The sequence below is a fragment of the Microbacterium sp. C5A9 genome (assembly GCF_022627955.1).
Lineage (GTDB): Bacteria > Actinomycetota > Actinomycetes > Actinomycetales > Microbacteriaceae > Microbacterium.
Genome location: NZ_JABXGD010000002.1, coordinates 473,476 through 493,221 on the forward strand (window position 1 = coordinate 473,476; position 19,746 = coordinate 493,221).

Sequence of the window (19,746 nt, forward strand, 5' to 3'; positions counted from 1 at the left end):
GGGTGCTCGATGGGATGCGCACGCGCGAGGCGCGACGCTTCGACGGGTCAGGTCCGGGAGATGCCGAGCGTCGCCAGAGTCAGCGAGGTCTGCCGCAGGGGGATGCGATTAGGAGCGGCACTCGTTCGCGGCTGACCCGCGTGGGTCTCCACTACCACGGCTGTCGTGCGCCAGAGCAGCCGATACATCATGACCGCTGCGACGAGTCCGCAGAGAAGACCGAGGACGCACAGCACAGCGCCCGTGACCGGGTCTACTTGTGCAGCGCCCGTGGCGAGCTGCATCACGACGCCTGCGGGTGCCGCAGCGGCTGCGTCGGTGCCTGATTCATCGGCGTCGAGCGACGTGCTGGCCGTGGTCGACGCCGTGGTGACATCGGCATTTCCGTGCTCGGCTGCGCCGACGGCGAAGATCAGGAGGAGTGTGAGCCCGATGATGCTAATGAGCCGCATTATCATCTGGCTGCGATCCGGCCGCCCGTGGCAGGCGACCCGGATCGAGTGGAACACGATTCGATTGTAATCGTCGCTCCTACTTCTTCCTTTGAATGAGCCGTAATCATTCGGTCACTCCGCGCGCTTGCGTCGACGGTGCACCACGAGCACGGTCGCCATCGCCAGAACTCCGAGCCCGACGACGCCTCCGACAACGGCCAGGGCCACGACGCTCTCATCTGCCCCGTCAGCGCGCGGCTCTCGGTCGGTATCTTGTGTGGGCGGCGCCGAGTTGGTGGCGTCGGTCGGCATCGGGGTACTGGTAAGCGCTGCTCCTGGTTGAGTACGGGTGCCTTCGTTCCCGCACGCCGGTGCGTCCCAACCGAGTGCGACGGTCGCCGTCGGATCCGCTGCGTAGTCGAACTGGTATGACTCGGAGATGGGGTGCCCGTCGCTGGACACAGCGTTCCAGAGCACCGTGTAGGTGCCCGACGCTCCGAGGGCGACGGGGGTGGTGAGCACGTTGAGTTCGATGGTGGAGCACGACGACTCGTAGAAGAGCCCGTCGGGACCCTGCACCTGGGCGAAGCTCGTCTGGCTGAAGTCGATGAGCTCCCCGCTGAAAGTCAGTGCGACTGTGTCGAGGTTGGTGACTGTCTCGCCCGCCGATGGCACAGCGTCGGTGAGATTGTCATGTGCGGAGGCTGGGGTTGCGGTCAGCAGCACGATTGCGACAGCGGCGGCGCACACGGCGCCGCTCACGCGGCGGATTCGGGTGGAGACGGATGTCATGAGATGGCCTTTCGAGTGGAGTGGAGGGGTCGGTCGACCTCCTGTGGTGAGCGGGTGGAGTGCCCGCTGAGTATGTAGTCGACGCTGAGGCCGAAGAGGAGCAGCATCGGCGCCGAGAGCAGGATCACCATGCCGGCTGCTTGTTGGTCCGCCATCGGCTCCAGGCCCCATTGACGACCCATCGCCCCGAACCAGCTCGCAGCAATCAGGCCGCTCTGAAGCAGCACCCAACTGCCTACACTCGCCAGCGCGGCAGCCGATCCGAACACGACAACCACACGCATCCGCCGGGGATATGTGCCGGCAGGACGGAGGATCGCAGCGGTCACCAAGCTTCCCGCTACGAGCAGCGCGACGACGCGCAATTCATGCACCAAGGGATCGGCGAGGGAATCGCGCAAGAGGCCAGTGGCGGATGCGCCCCACGCGATAAGAGCGAACGTGAACACCGCGACCATGGGGCGGCACAGGAAGAGGAAGATCCGCGAACGCGCCCCTGCTTGCAGCCACTCGCGGATTCCACGGCTCCCATCGGTGCGGCTGGTGATTCCCTCCAATGCCAAGCGATATGGCGCGCCAAACACGAGGAGGGAGGGAACCACGAGGAGCATGAGCATCCGTCCCGCCGCGTCGACGCTGTGGAGGTAGTCGGAGTAGACAGCGACCGCCCCACCGTTCACCCAAGCCAGCAGCACCATCCCGCTGATCCAGGCGAACGTGCGCAGGCCGCCCCACCCCTCGCCGCGTTGCCGCAGGCGACGGACACCCATCAGATAGAAGAAGACTCCGAAACCTGCGACCACCGCCCACAGGAGATTCACGTCGTTCCCGCTCAGCCAACCGACGAGTGTGAGTTCGGGTGGAAGCGGTGCTTCGGTGAGGATCTCAGCCGGTGTCGTCAGGACCGGAGCAGAGGTGTCTGCCGGCGCTGGCGTGCGGGCGAGCGCCGCTGCGGCACCACTCGCGATGCCCATGACCGCGAGCTCGACGGTGACGAACGTCCAGAACGGTGCCCGCTCTCTGACCCCACGGCGGATGAACCACCGACGGTGCGCGACACCCACGACGCCGAGGAGCGTGAGCGCCACCACCTTCACCAGGAGCACAGCTCCGTACGCGCTGAGAAGGTCTCGCCAGCTGCTGACAGACGTCATCGCGCGAGCGACTCCGGAGACGGAGACGACCACGAAAGCGACGAATGCGATGGTCGAGTATCGCTCGACCACCGCCCGCAGACGATGCTCGCGCGCAGACGGCCTGAGGAAGACCAGCGCGAGAAGACCGCCGAGCCATACCGCCGCGCTAGTGATGTGCAGGACGAGCGACATGACCGCAGCATCATGATTGGCGAGGCTTCCGGAATGACCTTGCGTCGCCATCGGGACCAGCGACGCCAGCGAAAGAAACGTCAGCAACAGTGCGGCCGCCCACCCCCGGAACGCATACGAGATCACCGTGAGAATCGCGGCCATCACGGTTGTGATGAGCCAGACGCGACCCAGTTCCGTCTCGAGGAGGAATCTGCCGAACTGCTGACCGAATCCCGGGCCGAGTGACACCTCAGGATTGAACGATGACAGGAATGTGAGATAACCAGTGACTCCTGCGCCGATGGTGAGCACTGCGGCACCGATGGAGGCGACATCCAGGGCGGTATCGAACTCCTTCTCACCCTGTTTAAGAGCGTACGCAGCAAGGACGGCCGATCCGACCATGACGGCAGCCCCGAGGTTGACGATGAGCTTCGCGACCGGCAGTCCCCACCGAACGACCGCGCCGGGGTCGCTGGTGACTCGTGGATCAGCCCCGCCACCTATCGCCAATCCCAGGAGGAGCGCGACCAGAGCCGAGGTGAGTAGGAGTGCGGGTCCGACCAGTCGGAGCCCCCTGGCGTTCACGGGAGGTCTCCGGAGCCGCCCGTGGTCGGCGCATCCTCGTCGTCCGATGACGCGGTGTCCGGCGCGGAGCAGGCGGACGTCTTCGGCAGCATCTGGACCGCGGGTGCGAGGGCTTGCAACGCGGCATCCGCGGAGAGCTTCGTCGTATCGACATAGGCCTGGGCTGCGGGCGTTCGGCCGTAGGTCGTCAAGCGCAGGTAGGGGGAATCTTGTTCGTCGACGATCCAATCGACGGAGTTGATGGTCACGCATTGCAGCGTTGTCGGTGCTGGCGGCTCGAGCCCGCAGGTAAAGACGACGATGGTCGGGTCTCCCCATGCGGCGGTCGCTTGGGCATCGGTCGTGCGACCGGTGAACTCTCCGACGGCTGCGGGGAGCCGAACCGTCACGTCGGCGCATTCGGGGGCGTTCGCATTTGTCGCAGGTTTCAATGCGACAGTGGACGCGCATCCCGACAATGTCGCGAGCAGGCCGATGAGTGCGACGGCTCCGAAGATTAGGTTCCGCGAAACGGCGCGCCGATTGACTGAGACCTCGGCGGGGGTCGGGGTGAGGGGCGTGTTCTCCAAGTCATCTCTCCAAGCTGTCGACGACGTGCGTCGATCCGCATCCGCGCGATGGCACGGATGAAGGCGGCATTGAGCCGGAGAGTCAGGTTCGGGAGATCTGCAGCTGCGCGCGGTCAGGGCGCAGCAGATGTGGTCCCTGAATGCGCGGAATCGATGCGCGGTGCGCGGAGTCTGGTGAAGGGGCTTGCATCGGGGTGCGGAGTCGCGCGCGGGCGAGTCGGGCGAACACCAGCACGCCGAGAAGCGCACCGACTATGCACACAGCGGCGGCGACATCAGATGATCCAGCAGGGGACACCGCGGACTGATCTCGTTCGTCGTGCTCACTCGACAACGAGAAGCTTTCCGGTGACGCTGTGGCCGACGTCGCAGTCTCTGCGTGGACAGTGCTCGCGATACCGAGCGTGAGAAGCAGAGCAATAATGATCCCGAAGAGCACCCTCATCGCAAGCGGCCCGCGGGGGACGTGCGCTGAGCGTCCGGTGTCCGTGCGCAGCATCATCCTCTCCAGTCTACGTTGCGGTCGCCCGACGCAACTCCACACCCGAACCCAGAGCTCGAGCGCAGAGCTCTGTTGAAAGATAAGTCAGCATGCACTGTATAGTCATTGTATGCTGACCATTGCTTCTCGTCTCGACGTGATGAACCGATTGGGGCGCGCCATGGCTGACCCCACTCGTTCTCGGATTCTGCTGGAACTGCTTTCCGGGCCGGGATACCCGGCGCGCTTGTCCGAGGCACTGGATCTGTCTCGCACTAACGTGTCGAACCATCTCGCGTGTCTTCGAGGGTGCGGCATCGTGGTCGCGACGCCGGAGGGACGTCAGACGCGGTACGAGATCGCGGATCCGCATGTGACTCGAGCCATCACTCTGCTGGTGAACACGGTCCTCGCGGTCGACGACGGAGAGGCGTGCACAGACGAGAAGTGTGACGTGCCTCTATGCTGCGCGCCTACCGACAGGGCGATGGAGGAGATCCGATGAGCGAGGAATGCTGCGACCCGGACGAGCCACGCCAGACGAGAACTGTCCGTCGGCTCGAGCTACGCCAGCCCTCTGCCGCCGCAGACGCCTGCTGCGGACCCGACCCAATCACGTCCTCTTCATCATCGAGGCGAACGCCGCTCCTGGAGGACGACGCCTGCTGCGGACCGGATTCCCCCCGCGACGCGGATCATTCGCACGGGGACGCTGAGCACGAAGAAAGGCCACCGCTCTGGCGCGACACCGCGCTCCTGCCGTCCGCGGTTGCCGGCGTGATGCTGCTGGCAGGTTATGTCTTCGAGTGGTCCGGACTACCGGTTCCGGCGCTTGTCCTCCAGACGGTCGCACTCCTCGCGGGTGCGTACACGTTCGTCCCCGGGGCGATCCGCCGCCTGGTGCGGGGCCGACTCGGCGTCGGCCTTCTGATGACCATCGCCGCCATCGGCGCCGTAGCTCTCGGCCACGTGGGCGAAGCTGCAGCGCTGGCGTTCCTGTTCTCGCTTGCCGAAGCTCTCGAGGATCGGGCTATGGATCGGGCGAAGGAGGGACTACGCGCGCTGCTGTCGCTGATCCCGGAGACCGTGCGCGTCTCGCGCCTGAACGGTGACGTGACGATCCCCGCCGCGGAGGTCCGCGAGCTCGACATCCTCGTCGTCGGTGCGGGAGAACGGATCGCGACGGATGGCGTGGTGGTCGAGGGCCGCTCCGGCATCGACACGTCTGCCGTGACGGGCGAGTCGATCCCGGTGGAGGTCGGACCGGGACACGCCGTCCCCGCGGGATCGGTGAACGGGGCTGCGACGTTGCGGATCGAAGCAACCGCCGACGGCCGCGACAATTCCCTCACCCAGATCGTCGAGCTGGTCGAGCAGGCGCACGCCCGCAAGGGCGAGCGGGCCCGCCTGGCGGACCGGATCGCCCGCCCACTCGTGCCGGCCGTGCTCATCATCGCAGCCCTCGTGGCCGTGTTCGGGTTCATCGTCGGGGATCCCGGCCTGTGGATCGAGAGGGCGCTCGTCGTGCTCGTCGCCGCGTCCCCGTGCGCGCTAGCCATCGCCGTTCCGGTGACGGTCATCAGCGCCATCGGCTCGGCCTCGAAGTTCGGTGTGGTCATCAAGTCCGGCGAGGCCTTCGAACAGTTCGGCACCATCCGCACCGTCGCGCTCGACAAGACCGGCACCCTCACGCGCAACGAGCCGGAGATCGTCGCCGTCGTGCCTGCTCACGGACGCTCCCGCGAGGAGATCATCTCCCTCGCCGCCGCCCTCGAGACCACGAGCACCCACCCGCTTGCCGCCGCCATCACTCGCGCCGCGTCCGACATCCCCGCAGCGACAGACGTCGTCGAAGATGCCGGCCACGGCCTCACCGGCCTCGTCGGCTCCACCCACGTTCGGGTCGGGAACGCACGCTGGCTCTCGGAACTGGGTGAGCTCACCGAGCCCGCCGACGAGATGGCCGGAGACGGTATGACCGTCGTCGTCGTCGAGACCGACGGTCAGGTCTCGGGCCTAATCGGCGTGCGGGACGAACTGCGCCCCGAATCCGCCGAGACCATCTCCATGCTGAACGCGCAGGGCATACGCACCGTTATGCTCACCGGCGACAACCAGCGAACCGCCTACGCCCTCGCCGCCCGCGCCGGCATCAGCGACGTACGCGCCGAGCAACTCCCCGCCGACAAGGCCGCCGCCATCACGGCCCTCGTCACGGAGAGTCCGACGGCCATGGTCGGCGACGGCATCAACGACGCCCCCGCCCTTGCCACCGCGACCGTCGGGATCGCGATGGGTGTGAAAGGCGCAGCTGCGGCCATCGAATCCGCCGACATCGCCTTCACCGGCAACGACCTTCGCCTCATCCCCGCAGCCCTCGCCCACGCCCGCCGCGGACGCCGCATCATGACCATCAACATCGCACTCGCCCTGGCCATCATCGTCGTTCTGTTCCCCCTCGCCTTGTTCGGCGTTCTCGGCCTCGCTGGTGTCGTCCTTGTCCACGAGGTCGCCGAAGTCATCGTCATTCTCAATGGCGTCCGTGCCGCCCGACGCCGCGGGATCGGATTCTCGCGGTGACGACTTCGGTTGCCGAGTCGACGGACCTCGTGACGGAAGTTCGGGGTTTGGACGCATCACCACTGAAGTTGTGCTTCAGCGAGTGCCAGAGCGAGCGTTCGGCGCGTATCGGAGCAGCATCACCTTGAGACAACGCGGTAAGCCGCGTCCACCTATGCATGCCGGACAGACGTTGACTCGTGGTCGGCGACCGTCTCGGTCTCGAGTTGAAAGGTCGAGTGCGCGACCGAAACTTCGAAGTGTTCAGCCACACATTCCCGAATGTCAGCCAACACCGTCATCGCGTGTCCGTCCTGGAAGCACTCGTCGCGAACTATGACGTGCGCGCTCAGCGTGGGCAACCCAGTGGCCACGGTGGATGCGTGAACGTCATGCACATCGACTACATGCTCGAGCTTGAGAATGTGTGCCCGCACGTCCTCGAGGTCCAGGCCTTTGGGAGTGAACTCCATGAGAACACTGCCGGTCTCACGCATCAACATGAACGCGCGGGGGACGATGAGAGCGGCGATGAGTATTCCTGCGAGAGCATCTGCCTGCTGAAACCCTGTCGTCGCGATGACGATGGCCGCGACGATGACACCGAGTGAACCAAGAGCATCGTTGAGAACTTCGAGGAAAGCGGCCCTCATGTTGAAGTTCGCGCCTCGACTCGATGCGAGCACCGCGATTGCAACGATGTTGGCGGTGAGCCCGATGATGCCAAAGACGAGCAACTCCCCCGCTGGTACTTCTGGCGGCTCGAACAGGCGACGGATACCTTCGATTGCCGCGTAGGTTCCGACCGCCAGGAGCAGCGCCGCTTGAGCGAGTGCTGCTATCACTTCAATCCGTCGAAAGCCCCAGGTGCGCTTCGAGCTCGGCGGGCGCAGCATCAACGTTGCCGCGATGAGCGCGACGAGAAGTCCTGACGCGTCGGTGATGGCGTGCGCCGTGTCCGTGAGCAGAGCGAGGCTGCCGGTGATGACGGAGCCAACCGCCTGCGCCGCCACGATGGCGGCAGTGATGGCGAAAGCGATCCAGAGCCGGCGGCGAAAGTCCCCTGGCATGCCTTCTTCGGTCATAGTTGGCCCGTGGTCATGTCCCGCACCCATTACGCTGCCCCTTTTCTCTCACTTCGTAAGTGCTCACACAGCACCAAGTCTTTTCCGGTGGCGGCCAGGAGCGTTTCTGCGGCAACCGTCACGACTCGCAGAGCCTCGGGATGCGCGAGGGCGTACCACGTCGCTGGACCGTCGGGTCGAGCGACAGCAAGACGACATTCAACGAGGAATCCAAGGTGCTTGCTCACGGTCGACTGCGCGAATCCCATGTGCTCAACGAGGTCGCGCACTCGATGCTCTCCGGACGAGAGATGCTGAACGATAGCCAGTCGCGTGGGGTCAGCGAACGCCTGGAACAGGTGTGCGTACGCGTCAGTCGCCTCCGCGTCCAACTTAAGCAAGTTGCGTTCTATCATCACCATACGACGATGATAGAACGCAAACACTGCACCGTCACGGTTCTAGAGCAACTGATAAGGACACTCACTTGCACGGCCAACTGATGGCGGGCGCGCTTGGCCCGTCGACTATCCCGCATGACGATCTCGCCGGGACGCACGAGACGCTGGCGGACGTCGCCCCCATGAACCACGAGATGCGCACGTTGCCTGACGAACAATGATGTCCTCCGCGGCACGCCACCATCAGACACGGCTAACCGAAGGATGTTCCCTCAGCGGTCTTCGGACGCCCTGCAAGAGGGGGAACACGAGCGCGTTGGGTCCGGAGATCTGCTGCGGGGTCCTGGCGGCTCGCGGGTCGCAAAGTCCGGGGAATCCTCTCGGCACCCGGGTGCGGCCCGACAGGGTGAGCCCGGCTGTCTCGAGAACACTCTCGACGCTGGTGACCCCCAGCATGTTCGCGACGAGAGATCTAGCGATAATGCCGAACTGCTCTTGCGATGCCCTTTCCCGCTCACGGTGCTCATCAGTCGTCTGTCGAACACGTTGCGCGTCCGGGTGTTTGAATGGGACGACAGCGAACAGGGCGATGATATCCAGGCACGGTACACCGCAGCTTTGAGTATTCATGCGAGCGCGCCCTCCTGGCCCATCACAGACGTGCTGCTTAAGGTCGAACCTTCATCAACATCGGCGACTCCCCGGGAGGCCGGAGAGTCTTGGTGGTCAAGCGCGACTCGGAAGCTGTTCCGGCGCGGGAACGGGAGCTCTTCAGGCAGCTAGCTGACCTTCAGGTCCTTGAGTTCACGGCGGGGAAGGTTGCTATCGAGGGCCCTCTTGCGTGGCTTCTGCGGTGTTCAATGTGATTCGCCCGTTCGGCTTTACCTGAACTCCGCCTTGCAAGCCCTGGCGCGGAACTGCTCGCTGTCGCGGGGACTGCCTCACCGCGGCAGACTCGCACGGCTGCTGACGTTGTCAGCCGCCTCTGGTCGGGGTGGACGTCGGCATCGGGATCACCACGGCAGACAGCATGAAACTCACTCCCGCCAAGTGTGGCGTCCTCGCAGCGCGCCCAAGTGCTCGGTGTTGCGATGCGATCTCGAGCCCAGCGATCTTCAGTCTGATCTCCCGTGACCTGCGCAGAATCATGCGCCTCTCCACAGTCGCCCGCGATTCATCGGTTCTGGCCATCGTGGGATGTTTCATTGCGCTCACGTTTCGCGACCGGCAACGGCCGACAACGACAGTCAAACGGACGAAGGTCTCCAGCTCTCATTGGTCTACCGAATCGTTCGCTGCCTCGGCCCGCGTCGTTCGGAGAACTTCGCCCTGACGGGTGACCAAGCAGCGAATACGCCGGTTCGGATTACGCCGTCAGAACAGTAGAGCGAATAAGCCGCTCCTCGCTCCACCCTGCAGAGGCTTCTGCGGGAGAATCGATGGATGCATCGTCTTCCGAGATCCCTCATCGGGGTCACGAGCCTGGTCTGCCTGGGAGCGGTCCTGTGTGCGTGCGCACCCGTGACAGGCGGCTCCTTCGACACGCTGTGCGAGGATCCGCTCGTGATCTCCTGCGATCGCGCCGCACAGTCGGCTCTCGTCGTGATCGACGCGGACGCTTCTGCGGAGGATGTCATCGCGTTCGCCGAGTCTCTGCACGGCGCCACCGCCGTGTTCGCGGAACCGGTGAGTCTCGAAGCCCGCTCGTCGCACGCACTCGTCCTCGATCCCGAGGTCGCGCCTCCGTTCTCGTGGCAGATCGATCTGAATGCCCTGCAGTCGACCGATCTGGCGGCATCGCTGCGCGACACACTAGAGGCGGCGTCAGTTCCCGGAGCCGTCGGAATCACCCGCCACTCCGGATGGGGTTTCGTCACCGTCCAACGAATCGAGCAGTTCGAAGATGTGTTCGACACCCTCTCCCAGGGGGTGTTCGCCAGTGGCGCGACCTACACACTGCAGTCAATGAACGAGCGCCTCCGAATCGTGCATGTGCCTGACCGCACCTCGGCGAACGCGATCCACGAGATCATCTCCATCGCCCAGGACTATCCGGACGCCGAGGTCCTGCTGGAATCGATGACGAGCGGGCCCCAGTCCCCCACATTCTCCGTTGCCCGCCTCACTCCCCCGCAGCAGCAGGAGCTTGCTGCCAGACTGCGAGACTCACGCTGGGCTGGCGCCGATGTCGACGGCTATCCCCTCGAGTTCGTGCTGGGTTCGATCGGCGAGCAGGGCGTGACCTACGTCAGCGGGACGTTCGGAGACGTACCCGCCGGCTGAACGGGTGTGCGACGTGCGAGGTGACTTCGCACGAACGGCCAGAGTGCCACGAGCACGCCGGTGGCGATCAGGCTCGTCCAGACCTGCGTACGGCCGCTGTCGCTCGTGAGCATGATGACGACGACGCCCGCGATGCAGGCGATCAGCGCGATGTTGAGCCACGGGTGCAGCCAGACCTTGAGAGTCAGTCCCGAGACCTCCTCGGGCGTCATCCTCTGCCGAAGCCGCATCTGCGTCAGCGCGATGAAGACGTAGACGAAGAGGGCGACCAGGCCGGCCGAGTTCATGATGAAGTCGAAGATTCCTGACCCGGGCGTCAGGAAGTTGACGAGCGTTGCAGCCAGTCCCCCGATCGTCGAGGCGAGCAGCGCCACGACCGGCACCCCGCCGCGCGATCGTCGAGAGACCACACGAGGGGCGAAGCCCTGATCTGCCAGCGCCGCCAGCATCCGAGAAGCGGAGTAGAGGCCGGAGTTCAGCACCGAGATCACCGCGGTGAAGATGACGAGCTGCATGATGGCGCTCGCTCCCGGTATCCCGAGCAGGGAGAGCACATAGGTGAAAGGCGCGTGAGCGACGTCGGTCGGTGCGGGGAGTTCATTCCAGGGAACGACCGTGACGATGACGAGGACCGATCCGACGAAGAACAGCAGAATGCGCCAGATGATCGTGCTGGTCGACTGCCGCACGCCTTTCGCGGGATCCTCCGACTCTGCGGCTGCCATCACAGCGATCTCCGTGCCGAAGTAGGAGAAGATCACCAGCGCGACGCCCGTGACCACCGCGCCGAGCCCCTGGGGTGCGAACCCTCCGTGTTCCCAGAGGTTGGAGATGCTGTTCGAGGAGCCGGGCCAGATCCCGAGTGCGAACAGGGTGCCGGCGCCCAGGAAGACGACGATGGCAAGCACCTTGATGCTCGCGAGCCAGAACTCGACCTCGCCGAATGTGCGCACCGAGATCACGTTGGTCGCGACGAAGGTCGCCAGCAGGACGAGCGACCAGCACCACGAGGGAACGAGGGGGAACCAGCCGCTCAGGGTCTCGCCACCGAGCACGGCCTCATACGCCAGCACCCCGACCCAGAAGTACCAGTACAGCCAGCCGACGAGGTATGCGGCCCAATTGCCGAGGCCGACGCGCGCGTACTCCATGAACGAGCCGATCGCCGGACGTGCCGCGGCCATCTCCCCCAGCATCCGCATCGCGACGAAGACGAGCAGCCCGCCGATCAGGTACGACAGCACCGCCGCCGGACCGACCGAGCGGATGACGTTCCCGGATCCGACGAACAGGCTCGCGCCGATGATGCCGCCCAGGGTGATCATCGTGACGTGGCGCGATCGTAGCTTCTGAGGGTGCCGCTCCCCCGGTGCGCTCAAGCCTGCCGAGGTCTCCGGCGACACCGGCCGATTCCACGATGATTCCCGCTCGTCAGACATGTATGCCGCCCCTCTGCTGAATACCCTGCGAGGTTAGTGCGACCCTTCGCCGAGGGATAGGGGAAGCCGATATACAGTCGCGTGTCCCCGCCGGGGAGTGAGTGCGGTCTCTCGCTCACGCGCCCGAGAGCAGCGGATACCAGTGTCGCGTGACCAGGGGCGAGTCCTCGCCGGTGGCGATCCAGACACCCGGAATCCGCGGTGGCTCGTGGGTGCTCCACACGCCGAACCGCGCGACCGGTACGGGCCACCCGTAGTCCTTATCCGGCTGGAACACGATGTTGCGCACGCACCCCACGTACTCGACCGAGGCGTCGGCGAGGGTGATCTCGGATGCGAGAAGACGGGCGATGTCGGTGCCGTCTCCATCGAGTCGTCCCAGGCGCCGGGTGGGGAGATCGAGCGACCCGCTGTCCTCTCGCGGCACGCAGAAGACGCTGCCCTCTCTGCGCACCAGGAGGCGCACCATGGCCATCGGCGGCTGTGGCTGGCCACCTCTGACGACCTCGGCGATGCCCCCGCTCGGCAACCACGCCGGACTGACGTATGTGTGGACCATCGATTCGAGACGGCGCCCGGTGGCACCGCTCGTTCGGGGCCGCAGAGGGTCGTCTCTCACCACGGTGTGCCTCGCAGATCGATCTCTCCCTGCGGCCACCGCGAACCCGAGGCATCGAAGATCAGGATCGGACCATCGGACGATGCGGTGGTCCCACCAGGAGTCACCATCGAGACGTGTCGCTCGGTTGCGTGCACACGCGACCACCCTGTGCTCTCGTAGAACGACACGACGTCAGGTCGGCATCCGAGATAGCCGAATTCGATCCGGTCGTCGAGGCGCATCGTCTCTTGGGCGCGAGACATGACACGTCGCCCCGCCCCCTCGCCGCGCCGTGCGGGGTGGACCAGCACTCCCCCGGTGCCTGCGACGCAGACCTCGGTCGTCCCGACGGCCACCCGGCGACGTTGGAAGCCGACGTGGCCGACCAGCATCGAACCGTGAAAGAGCATCGTATGCACGTCTGCGGGAGAGTATCCGTACGGCCGGTCCGGATCCCAGTCGCCATGGGTCGCGCGATACTCGCCGTCGAAGAGCACTCGGAGCGCGTCCAGATGCGCACCGGAGAGATCACCGTGATCGACGACGAGCGCACGATAGGTCGGCCCACGACGCTGGTCTGGGGCGGATGCGGCGGCCGTGGGCACTCCTTCAGCGCGTCCCGTCATCGCGGACCATGCAGACGAGTCCCGGCCTGTCTTCCCAGGATGGTGCTGAGCGGAAACCGCGGGACTCGTACAGCCGGATCGCCGATGCGCGCCATTCCCAGACCGAGAGTCGAACAGGGAGCCCGGGAGCCAGGGCCAGCGCGGCGTCGAGGAGAGCCGACCCCACACCGAGGCCACGCAGGTCGGGGTCGGCCCACAGCCGCTTGATCTCGACCTGTCCCTCGAGAACCCGGACGGCGACGACCCCCGCGGCCCGGCGATCGACTTCGGCGACGAGAACCGTGCTGTCGGTGTACGCGTCCTGTGGGTCGTGCACCTCGTGCCGGTATCGCTCGGGCAGTGACTCCGAAGCCCCCGGGTCCGCGTGCTGACGCTCACGCTTCTCTCCCTCCGTCTGCACGAGGTACGCGTGGATGAGATCACTCACGGCGCGCGTGTCGACGCTCCACACGGCCTCGCGGACGACGGCCACGCGAGGCCCGGTGCCGTGCGGAGGGGCGGTGAGATCAGGATGCCGGGTCACGTATCCATTCTGCCGTCAGCGGGCGGCCCAGACGCCGAGCTCGTTGCCCGTCGGATCGGTGAAGTGCAGACGGCGGCCTCCCGGGAACTCATAGGGGCCCTGCGTCACGGCTCCGCCCGCGTCGGTGATGGCTCGCGCCGTGGCGTCGAGATCGTCGGAATACAGCAGGACGAGCGGGCCTCCGGCCGCACGACCGGAGTCGGACAGCAGTAGGCCGCCGACCTCGGAACCGTCGCCGGACGGATCGGCGATGCCTGCGTACGTCGGGCCGTAATCGACGAAAGTCCATCCGAACGCGTCCTGATAGAAACGCTTCGCGGTATCGATGTCGGTCACGACGAGCTCGACGTAGTTGATCGAGTGATGGACGGGCGCAGGTGTCATGCGGCCACGCTACCGAGGGCGTCGGACATCCGGAACCCCTCCTCGAGGCTCTCCACTCGGACGGAGCATCCGTGCATCAGGAGTAGCGTTGAAGGGTGCAACAGGTACCCCGCTCCCCCGTGACCACCCCGGGATGGCGGGCCTGGCTCATCTGGTCCGTCGGCGTGGCGGCCTATGTGCTCGCGATCACGAACCGCACCTCTCTCGGCGCCGTGGGCGTCGAGGCGGCCGACCGATTCCAGGCGGACGCATCGACGCTGGCTCTGTTCGCCGTGGTGCAGCTCGCTGTGTACGGCGGGATGCAGATCCCGATCGGCATCCTCCTCGACCGCTTCGGGTCTCGCCCGATCATGACGATCGGCATGCTCCTGATGGCCGCGGGACAGCTCACGATGGCGCTGTCCCCCAGCATCGGAATCGCGGTGTTCGCTCGCGTGCTGCTCGGCGCGGGCGATGCGGCGATCTTCCCCGCCGTGCTCCGCCTCGTCGCCACGTGGTTCCCCGCGCAACGCGGACCGATCATGGTGCAGTTCACCGGGATCATCGGTCAGGCGGGGCAGCTGATCGCGCTGGTGCCCCTGGCCGCTCTGCTCCATGCGACGACGTGGACGATCACCTTCGGAAGCATCGCCGGGCTCGGTGTGCTCTTCACGATCCTCGTCGCGCTGCTGATCCGCAACCATCCCGTCGAACGCGGAGCGGATGTGACGGTCGACACCGACACCGGGGTGATCCGCGTCGTCACGTCATCGATCGACACCGGCGTCGGCATACGAGCGGCGCTGGCGCATCCCGGCACTCGGCTCGCGTTCTGGTCGCACTTCACCACGCCGTTCGCCGGCACCGCATTCATCCTGCTGTGGGGAATGCCCTTCCTGACCGCCGCGCAGGGCCTCGACACCGCCCACGCCGCGGGGATCATCTCGGTCTACGTGATCGCAGGCATGGTGCTCGGCCCGATCATCGGCGACCTCTCGCGCCGGCTCCCGAACCAGCGCTCGCTCGCGCTCGTGCTCCCCGCGGTCGGCGTGCAGTTCGTCGCCTGGGTGGCGGTGATCGCGATGCCGGAGCCGGCTCCGCTCTGGTTGCTCTACGTACTCGCGGTGGCCCTGGCCACAGGCGGACCGGCGAGCATGATCGCCTTCGACCACGCTCGCACGCACAACCCCTCGCACCGTCTCAGCACGGCGACCGGCGTCACCAACGCGGGTGGCTTCATCGCCGCCCTCATCGCGATCTGGCTGATCGGACTCGCGCTCGACATCCAGGGCGCCGGTACCCCGGAGACGTACTCGTTCGAGGCGTTCCGCATCGCGTTCCTCATGCCGATCCCCCTCTGGATCCTCGGCGTCGTGTTCATCCTGATCGAACGCAAGCGCACCCGCATCAGGATGGGGCTGGACCCCGAGAAGCGTCGCTGACCCTCCTAAGATGTCGTGCATGCCCACGACCTTCAGGTTCTCCCGCGACGTCGCCCTGATCGATCGCGAGCTCGTGCACCACTGGCTCAGCGACCAGTCCTACTGGGCGCAGGGCCGCACGCGCGAGACGCAGGATGCGGCGATGGATGCGTCTCGCAACTACTGCATCCTCGATGCCGACGACAGGCAGGTCGCCTATGCCCGCGTGGTCACCGACGGCGTGACCTTCGCGTGGCTGTGCGACGTGTTCGTCGACGAGGCCTCACGCGGACACGGCCTCGGCAAGATGCTCGTCGAGGGTGTCATCGACGACCTGCAGAACTCGTCGATGGTGAAACGCATCGTGCTGGCGACCAGCACGGCCGACGGCCTCTATGCGCGATACGGTTTCGCCGAGTCCCCCGGTCCGAACCGCTACATGATCCGACAGATGCAGCGAGCCTGACGCAGCCGGCGACTCACCGGATGAGGTGCTGGAACGTCTCGAGGATGAGCTCGATGCTCACGCGCTCGGGAACCTCCGCGTCACCCGCCTCGAACTCGGCCAGCTCCACTCCCCGGACGGAGCCGGTCGGAAGCGCCGCGAAGATGGCCGCGATCTGGTGCGGGAGCAGGCCGTCGGCGACGCGATAGGCCGCAGGGATGAAGCCGGGCTCGAGCACGTCCCAGTCCACATGGATCCACACCGGGCGACCGGCCACCAGCTCGGCCACCCGCTCGGGCGTGCTCGCGGACGGGGAGAGCACCGTCACGCCGGCGCTCTCGAGCAGCTCCCCCTCGGCGGGATCGATGTCACGGCCGCCGACGATGATCACCTGCCGAGGGTCGAGACCGGCGCCGTGCCCGCTGTCCCAGAGGCCGCACGCCGCCGCGACGACCATTCCGCCGAGATACCCCGAATCCGTCGTGTCGGGGGTGTTGAAGTCGCCGTGCGCGTCGATCCAGAGCACGACAGCGTCGGGGTGACGTTCGGCGACCGTCGGCAGGGTGCCGAGGCTTGCTGCGCACGTGTTGGTCGCGAGCAGCGGGACAGCCCCGGCATCGATGGCCGCGGTCACCGCGTGGCGGAGGCCGGTCAGGGTCGCCTCGGCCTGCGGCAGGGCGACCGACCAGTCGTCGTCGGCGGCAGGAGTCGGCGTGCCGATGATCGTCTGCTCCAGGTCGAGGAGTTCGGAGAGCGCGGACCCCACGCGACGGGCGCCCACCAGGGCTCCGTCGGTGCGGTCGGCCACGCGGCCCTGGGAGACGATGAGAGAGAAAGAGGACGCCATGTCCTCAGCTTTTCACTCCGATGCCGTGGCGAGCAAAACGCGCTCGGGCGCCCCGTCGATCACCGGCGCCCCGGGCCGCGCAGCGGCGTCCAGCCGAAGGGCACCGGACCGTCGACAACGGCATTCTCACGGTCCGCACGATCCGACCACCCCTGGGCCTCCCCCGGCGTGTCGAACGCGCCGCGGGCGACGCGGACGCCCAGATCCTCGTGATGCATACGCGGCGCCCCTCCCCGGCGGACCGAGGCGCGGACGCTCCAGGAATCGTCGGCGTATCCGCCCCCGCGGAACACCCGATACTCGCCGTAGCGGGCGGGGTCCAGCAGATCCCAGCACCACTCCCACACGTTGCCGAGCGTGTCGAAGAGACCGTGGAGGTTCGGCAGCTTGCCGCCCACATCCTGGGGCGACGTCACGCCGTCGCCGCTCGTCCACGCGGCATCCGCGAGCGGGGCGTAGTGGGGACCGACCGAACCGGCGCGGCAGGCGTACTCCCACTCGGCCTCGGTGGGAAGACGGTAGCCGTCTCCTGTCGTGTCCCAGGAGACGTCCTCACCGTCGAATCGGTACACGGGATCGAGACCCTCCCACTCCGAGGCGGCGTTGCAGAAGTGCACGGCGCGAAGCCAGCTCAGATCGGCCGCCGGTCGGCGCGGATGACGTGACGGGATCGGAAGGATCTCCGCGAGCTGCTCCTCCGTCACGGGGAAGACCCCGATCTCGAAGTCCTCGAGCTCGACGGTGCGCTGGATCTTTCGCCGAGCATCGTGCAGCGTGACCTGTCCGCCGATGATCCGCCGCATCTCGATGTCGCTCACGTGCGCGGTGCCAGCTCGACCCAGGCAGGATACTTCGCCGCACGCCCATCGCCGGACGACGTGCGGGTGACCCGTCGTCTCACCCACGGGCCGACGAACTCGCGATAGTAGGCGAGCCCTCCCGGACCGGCCGCCGCTAGCGACGACGGTGACCACCAGGTGGGATCGGGCTCGAATCCGAGCCCGTGCAGGACGCGTGCGGCGACTCGATGATGCCCCGCCGAGTTCATGTGGAGTCGATCTTCGGACCAGTACTGCGGCTGCGACAGCTCGCGATCCGGCCAGTTCAGGGCGCGCACCACATCGGTTCGATCCTGCACCCGCCTGAGCACGGCGTCCGAGAGCAGGTCGCCGCGCTTCTTCACGAGGCCGCCCATGGGCAGCTGGCCGCTCGGGTTCGCGCCGGAGAGGAGGATCAGGGTCACACCCTCCTCATCGCACCGACGCAGAACCCTGCTGAAGGCATCGGCGATGTGCTCGAGATCGGTGCGGGGACGGAGCATGTCGTTGCCGCCGCCGTTGAACGAGAGGTGTGTCGGGCGCAGTGCGAGCGCCGGCTCGAGCTGCTGCTCGACGATGGGCCAGGCGAGCTTTCCGCGGATCGCGAGATTCGCGTACTTGACGGGGTGCCCCGACGCGTCGGCCCACCCCTGCGCCGCGAGGTCGGCCCAGCCGCGTTCGCGACCGTCGGGGAGGACGTCGCCGACCCCTTCCGTGAAGGAATCGCCGATTGCCACATACCGAACCTCTGTCACGGATCCAGCCTATTGCCGGGTGCAGACGTCGGGGCGCTCATCGATCGTCGAGCGCTTCGCCGCGCCGGTCGACGAGTCCCCACGCGGCTGCGGCCGCGACCACGAAGCAGGCGCCGAAGACCGCGAAGAGCAGTGGGGCGCCGCCGGCGACCAGCATCACGGGAACGGCGAGCGGCGCGACGATCGAGGCGATGCGCCCGACGCCCGCTGCCCATCCTGCCCCGGTTCCGCGGAGCGACGTCGGGTAGATCTCCGGCGTGACCGCGTAGAGCGCTCCCCAGGCGCCGAGGTTGAAGAACGACAGAGCCATTCCCGAAGCGATGATCGCGACCTCGGTCGTCGACGTGCCGAAGAACACGGCCGAGACGGCGGACCCGATCAGGAACACCGACAGGGTGGTGCGGCGCCCCCACACCTCGATCAGCCACGCGGCGACCGCATAACCCGGCAGCTGTGCGAGCGTGATGATGAGCGTGAACCCGAACGAGCGCACGAGATCGAACCCGGCATCGACCAGGATGCTCGGTATCCAGATGAACGCTCCGTAGTAGGCGAAGTTCACGCACAGCCACACGACCCACAGGCACAGCGTCCGGACCCGGAACTCAGCGTTCCAGAGGGTGGTGAGGCGCGCCCGCGTGGTCACGGCGATCGAGCGCGACGCGGGCTCGCGGCGGATGGCCGGCCCCGGTTCGACACCCGCGTCCGCCTCGAACATCGACACGATGCGGTCGGCCTCGGCGATCCGTCCGCGAGAGGCGAGCCAGCGCGGCGACTCGGGCAGGCCCCAGCGCACGATCAGGGCGTAGACGGCGGGGATGGCTCCGAGTGCGAACGCCCAGCGCCAACCGTTCTCCGATGCCGGGATCACGAAGTAGCCGATCAGGGCGGCCGCAGTCCATCCGAGCGCCCAGAACGCTTCGAGGATCACGATCAGCCGGCCGCGGATCCGCGCCGGCGCGAACTCGCTGACATACGTGGATGCGACCGGGAGCTCGGCACCGAGCCCCAGCCCCACGAGGAAGCGCAGGACGAGCAGTGCGGCGAGACCCCCGACGAGAGCACTCGCACCCGTCGCGATCCCGTAGACGAGGAGCGTCAGGGCGAACACCTGTCGACGCCCCAGTCGGTCGGCGAGAAGACCGCCGAGAGTCGCCCCTATCGCCATGCCGATGAATCCGACGGACGCGATCCACCCGGCATCCGTCTTCGTCAGCCCCCACTGTTGGGTCAGCGCGGCGAGGATGAAGGAGATGAGTCCGACATCCATCGCGTCGAGCGCCCAGCCGACCCCGGACCCCGTGAGCAGACGCAGGTGGCGGCGGGTGAACGGCAGATCGTCGAGTCGTCCGGCGAGCGAGGCACGGCTCGGCAACGAGGTGTTGGCCATTCCCTCATCGTAGAGGTGCGCCCGTCACCGGCCGTGC

21 protein-coding genes are annotated in these 19,746 nt (G+C 66.6%); 6 read left to right on the plus strand and 15 right to left on the minus strand.

The features are described from left to right. Positions 1-47: 47 nt before the first annotated feature. The 4 genes from HWD99_RS05535 to HWD99_RS05550 form a co-directional block, all read right to left on the minus strand. A complete protein-coding gene (locus HWD99_RS05535) occupies positions 48-452 on the minus strand; it encodes a hypothetical protein (protein ID WP_241795228.1) in 405 nt (134 codons plus the stop codon). 114 nt (positions 453-566) lie between these two features. After that, a complete protein-coding gene (locus tag HWD99_RS05540; protein ID WP_241795229.1) occupies positions 567-1,226 on the minus strand; it encodes a copper resistance CopC family protein in 660 nt (219 codons plus the stop codon). Then, positions 1,223-2,941: a cytochrome c oxidase assembly protein gene (locus HWD99_RS05545; RefSeq protein WP_241795230.1), complete on the minus strand. Its 1,719-nt coding sequence runs from the start codon at positions 2,939-2,941 to the stop codon at positions 1,223-1,225. Before HWD99_RS05545 ends, HWD99_RS05540 begins: the two co-directional genes overlap by 4 nt. 179 nt (positions 2,942-3,120) lie before the next feature. After that, the gene (locus tag HWD99_RS05550; protein WP_241795231.1) at positions 3,121-3,693 is read right to left on the minus strand and encodes a DUF3515 family protein; all 573 of its coding nucleotides are present in this window, start codon (positions 3,691-3,693) and stop codon (positions 3,121-3,123) included. Between the two features lie 611 nt (positions 3,694-4,304). On the opposite strand from HWD99_RS05550, the gene HWD99_RS05555 reads away from it, so the two are divergent. After that, a complete protein-coding gene (locus HWD99_RS05555) occupies positions 4,305-4,679 on the plus strand; it encodes a helix-turn-helix transcriptional regulator (RefSeq protein ID WP_241795232.1) in 375 nt (124 codons plus the stop codon). 275 nt (positions 4,680-4,954) lie between these two features. Next, a complete protein-coding gene (locus HWD99_RS05560; protein ID WP_241795441.1) occupies positions 4,955-6,754 on the plus strand; it encodes a cation-translocating P-type ATPase in 1,800 nt (599 codons plus the stop codon). A gap of 152 nt (positions 6,755-6,906) precedes the next feature. On the opposite strand, the gene HWD99_RS05565 is transcribed toward HWD99_RS05560, so the two are convergent. Further along, a complete protein-coding gene (locus tag HWD99_RS05565) occupies positions 6,907-7,848 on the minus strand; it encodes a cation diffusion facilitator family transporter (RefSeq protein WP_126893194.1) in 942 nt (313 codons plus the stop codon). Then, positions 7,848-8,219 carry a metalloregulator ArsR/SmtB family transcription factor gene (locus HWD99_RS05570; protein WP_308220684.1) on the minus strand — a complete coding sequence of 124 codons (372 nt, stop codon included), beginning with the start codon at positions 8,217-8,219 and terminating at the stop codon, positions 7,848-7,850. Before HWD99_RS05570 ends, HWD99_RS05565 begins: the two co-directional genes overlap by 1 nt. A 65-nt stretch (positions 8,220-8,284) precedes the next feature. Here HWD99_RS05570 and HWD99_RS18470 point away from each other — a divergent pair, with 65 nt between their 5' ends. Then, complete coding sequence (locus tag HWD99_RS18470) at positions 8,285-8,419, plus strand: hypothetical protein (protein WP_274617976.1); 135 nt, start codon at positions 8,285-8,287, stop codon at positions 8,417-8,419. Between the two features lie 1,342 nt (positions 8,420-9,761). Then, positions 9,762-10,481: a hypothetical protein gene (locus tag HWD99_RS05575; RefSeq protein ID WP_241795233.1), complete on the plus strand. Its 720-nt coding sequence runs from the start codon at positions 9,762-9,764 to the stop codon at positions 10,479-10,481. On the opposite strand, the gene HWD99_RS05580 is transcribed toward HWD99_RS05575, so the two are convergent. The 5 genes from HWD99_RS05580 to HWD99_RS05600 form a co-directional block, all read right to left on the minus strand. Next, complete coding sequence (locus HWD99_RS05580; RefSeq protein ID WP_241795234.1) at positions 10,442-11,806, minus strand: amino acid permease; 1,365 nt, start codon at positions 11,804-11,806, stop codon at positions 10,442-10,444. The two genes, HWD99_RS05575 and HWD99_RS05580, sit on opposite strands and share 40 nt — an antisense overlap. A 229-nt stretch (positions 11,807-12,035) precedes the next feature. After that, positions 12,036-12,479, minus strand: coding sequence for an NUDIX hydrolase (locus tag HWD99_RS05585; RefSeq protein ID WP_241795235.1), 444 nt, complete (start codon positions 12,477-12,479; stop codon positions 12,036-12,038). Positions 12,480-12,535: 56 nt separating this feature from the next. Beyond that, positions 12,536-13,147, minus strand: a complete 612-nt coding sequence (locus HWD99_RS05590) for a GNAT family N-acetyltransferase (RefSeq protein ID WP_241795236.1) — start codon at positions 13,145-13,147, stop codon at positions 12,536-12,538. After that, positions 13,131-13,670, minus strand: coding sequence for a GNAT family N-acetyltransferase (locus tag HWD99_RS05595; RefSeq protein ID WP_241795237.1), 540 nt, complete (start codon positions 13,668-13,670; stop codon positions 13,131-13,133). Before HWD99_RS05595 ends, HWD99_RS05590 begins: the two co-directional genes overlap by 17 nt. 15 nt (positions 13,671-13,685) lie before the next feature. After that, positions 13,686-14,054 (minus strand): VOC family protein, encoded by a 369-nt coding sequence (locus HWD99_RS05600; RefSeq protein ID WP_241795238.1) that lies wholly within the window; start codon positions 14,052-14,054, stop codon positions 13,686-13,688. Between the two features lie 95 nt (positions 14,055-14,149). Here HWD99_RS05600 and HWD99_RS05605 point away from each other — a divergent pair, with 95 nt between their 5' ends. Then, the gene (locus HWD99_RS05605; protein WP_241795239.1) at positions 14,150-15,475 is read left to right on the plus strand and encodes a nitrate/nitrite transporter; all 1,326 of its coding nucleotides are present in this window, start codon (positions 14,150-14,152) and stop codon (positions 15,473-15,475) included. A 19-nt stretch (positions 15,476-15,494) separates the two neighbouring features. Then, on the plus strand, positions 15,495-15,920 hold the full coding sequence (locus tag HWD99_RS05610) for a GNAT family N-acetyltransferase (protein ID WP_241795240.1): 426 nt from the start codon (positions 15,495-15,497) through the stop codon (positions 15,918-15,920). 13 nt (positions 15,921-15,933) lie between these two features. Here HWD99_RS05610 and HWD99_RS05615 read toward each other — a convergent pair whose 3' ends face one another. The 4 genes from HWD99_RS05615 to HWD99_RS05630 are packed head-to-tail and all read right to left on the minus strand — an operon-like array spanning position 15,934 to position 19,709. Next, positions 15,934-16,746, minus strand: a complete 813-nt coding sequence (locus tag HWD99_RS05615) for an arginase family protein (protein ID WP_241795241.1) — start codon at positions 16,744-16,746, stop codon at positions 15,934-15,936. Between the two features lie 59 nt (positions 16,747-16,805). After that, a complete protein-coding gene (locus HWD99_RS05620) occupies positions 16,806-17,564 on the minus strand; it encodes an SUMF1/EgtB/PvdO family nonheme iron enzyme (protein ID WP_241795242.1) in 759 nt (252 codons plus the stop codon). Beyond that, positions 17,561-18,319 (minus strand): SGNH/GDSL hydrolase family protein, encoded by a 759-nt coding sequence (locus HWD99_RS05625; protein WP_241795243.1) that lies wholly within the window; start codon positions 18,317-18,319, stop codon positions 17,561-17,563. Before HWD99_RS05625 ends, HWD99_RS05620 begins: the two co-directional genes overlap by 4 nt. 37 nt (positions 18,320-18,356) lie before the next feature. Continuing rightward, complete coding sequence (locus tag HWD99_RS05630) at positions 18,357-19,709, minus strand: MFS transporter (protein WP_241795244.1); 1,353 nt, start codon at positions 19,707-19,709, stop codon at positions 18,357-18,359. Positions 19,710-19,746: the final 37 nt, after the last annotated feature.

Coding starts and splice junctions, on each gene's coding strand:
- HWD99_RS05615 (WP_241795241.1), bottom strand. CDS start 16,746: ATGGCGTCCTCTTTCTCTCTCATCGTCTCCCAGGGCCGCGTGGCCGAC.
- HWD99_RS05580 (WP_241795234.1), bottom strand. CDS start 11,806: ATGATCACCCTGGGCGGCATCATCGGCGCGAGCCTGTTCGTCGGATCC.
- HWD99_RS05535 (WP_241795228.1), bottom strand. CDS start 452: ATGCGGCTCATTAGCATCATCGGGCTCACACTCCTCCTGATCTTCGCC.
- HWD99_RS05565 (WP_126893194.1), bottom strand. CDS start 7,848: ATGGGTGCGGGACATGACCACGGGCCAACTATGACCGAAGAAGGCATG.
- HWD99_RS05560 (WP_241795441.1), top strand. CDS start 4,955: ATGCTGCTGGCAGGTTATGTCTTCGAGTGGTCCGGACTACCGGTTCCG.
- HWD99_RS05555 (WP_241795232.1), top strand. CDS start 4,305: ATGCTGACCATTGCTTCTCGTCTCGACGTGATGAACCGATTGGGGCGC.
- HWD99_RS05545 (WP_241795230.1), bottom strand. CDS start 2,941: ATGGTCGGATCGGCCGTCCTTGCTGCGTACGCTCTTAAACAGGGTGAG.
- HWD99_RS05570 (WP_308220684.1), bottom strand. CDS start 8,219: ATGGTGATGATAGAACGCAACTTGCTTAAGTTGGACGCGGAGGCGACT.
- HWD99_RS05600 (WP_241795238.1), bottom strand. CDS start 14,054: ATGACACCTGCGCCCGTCCATCACTCGATCAACTACGTCGAGCTCGTC.
- HWD99_RS05540 (WP_241795229.1), bottom strand. CDS start 1,226: ATGACATCCGTCTCCACCCGAATCCGCCGCGTGAGCGGCGCCGTGTGC.
- HWD99_RS05590 (WP_241795236.1), bottom strand. CDS start 13,147: ATGACGGGACGCGCTGAAGGAGTGCCCACGGCCGCCGCATCCGCCCCA.
- HWD99_RS05630 (WP_241795244.1), bottom strand. CDS start 19,709: ATGGCCAACACCTCGTTGCCGAGCCGTGCCTCGCTCGCCGGACGACTC.
- HWD99_RS05610 (WP_241795240.1), top strand. CDS start 15,495: ATGCCCACGACCTTCAGGTTCTCCCGCGACGTCGCCCTGATCGATCGC.
- HWD99_RS05585 (WP_241795235.1), bottom strand. CDS start 12,479: ATGGTCCACACATACGTCAGTCCGGCGTGGTTGCCGAGCGGGGGCATC.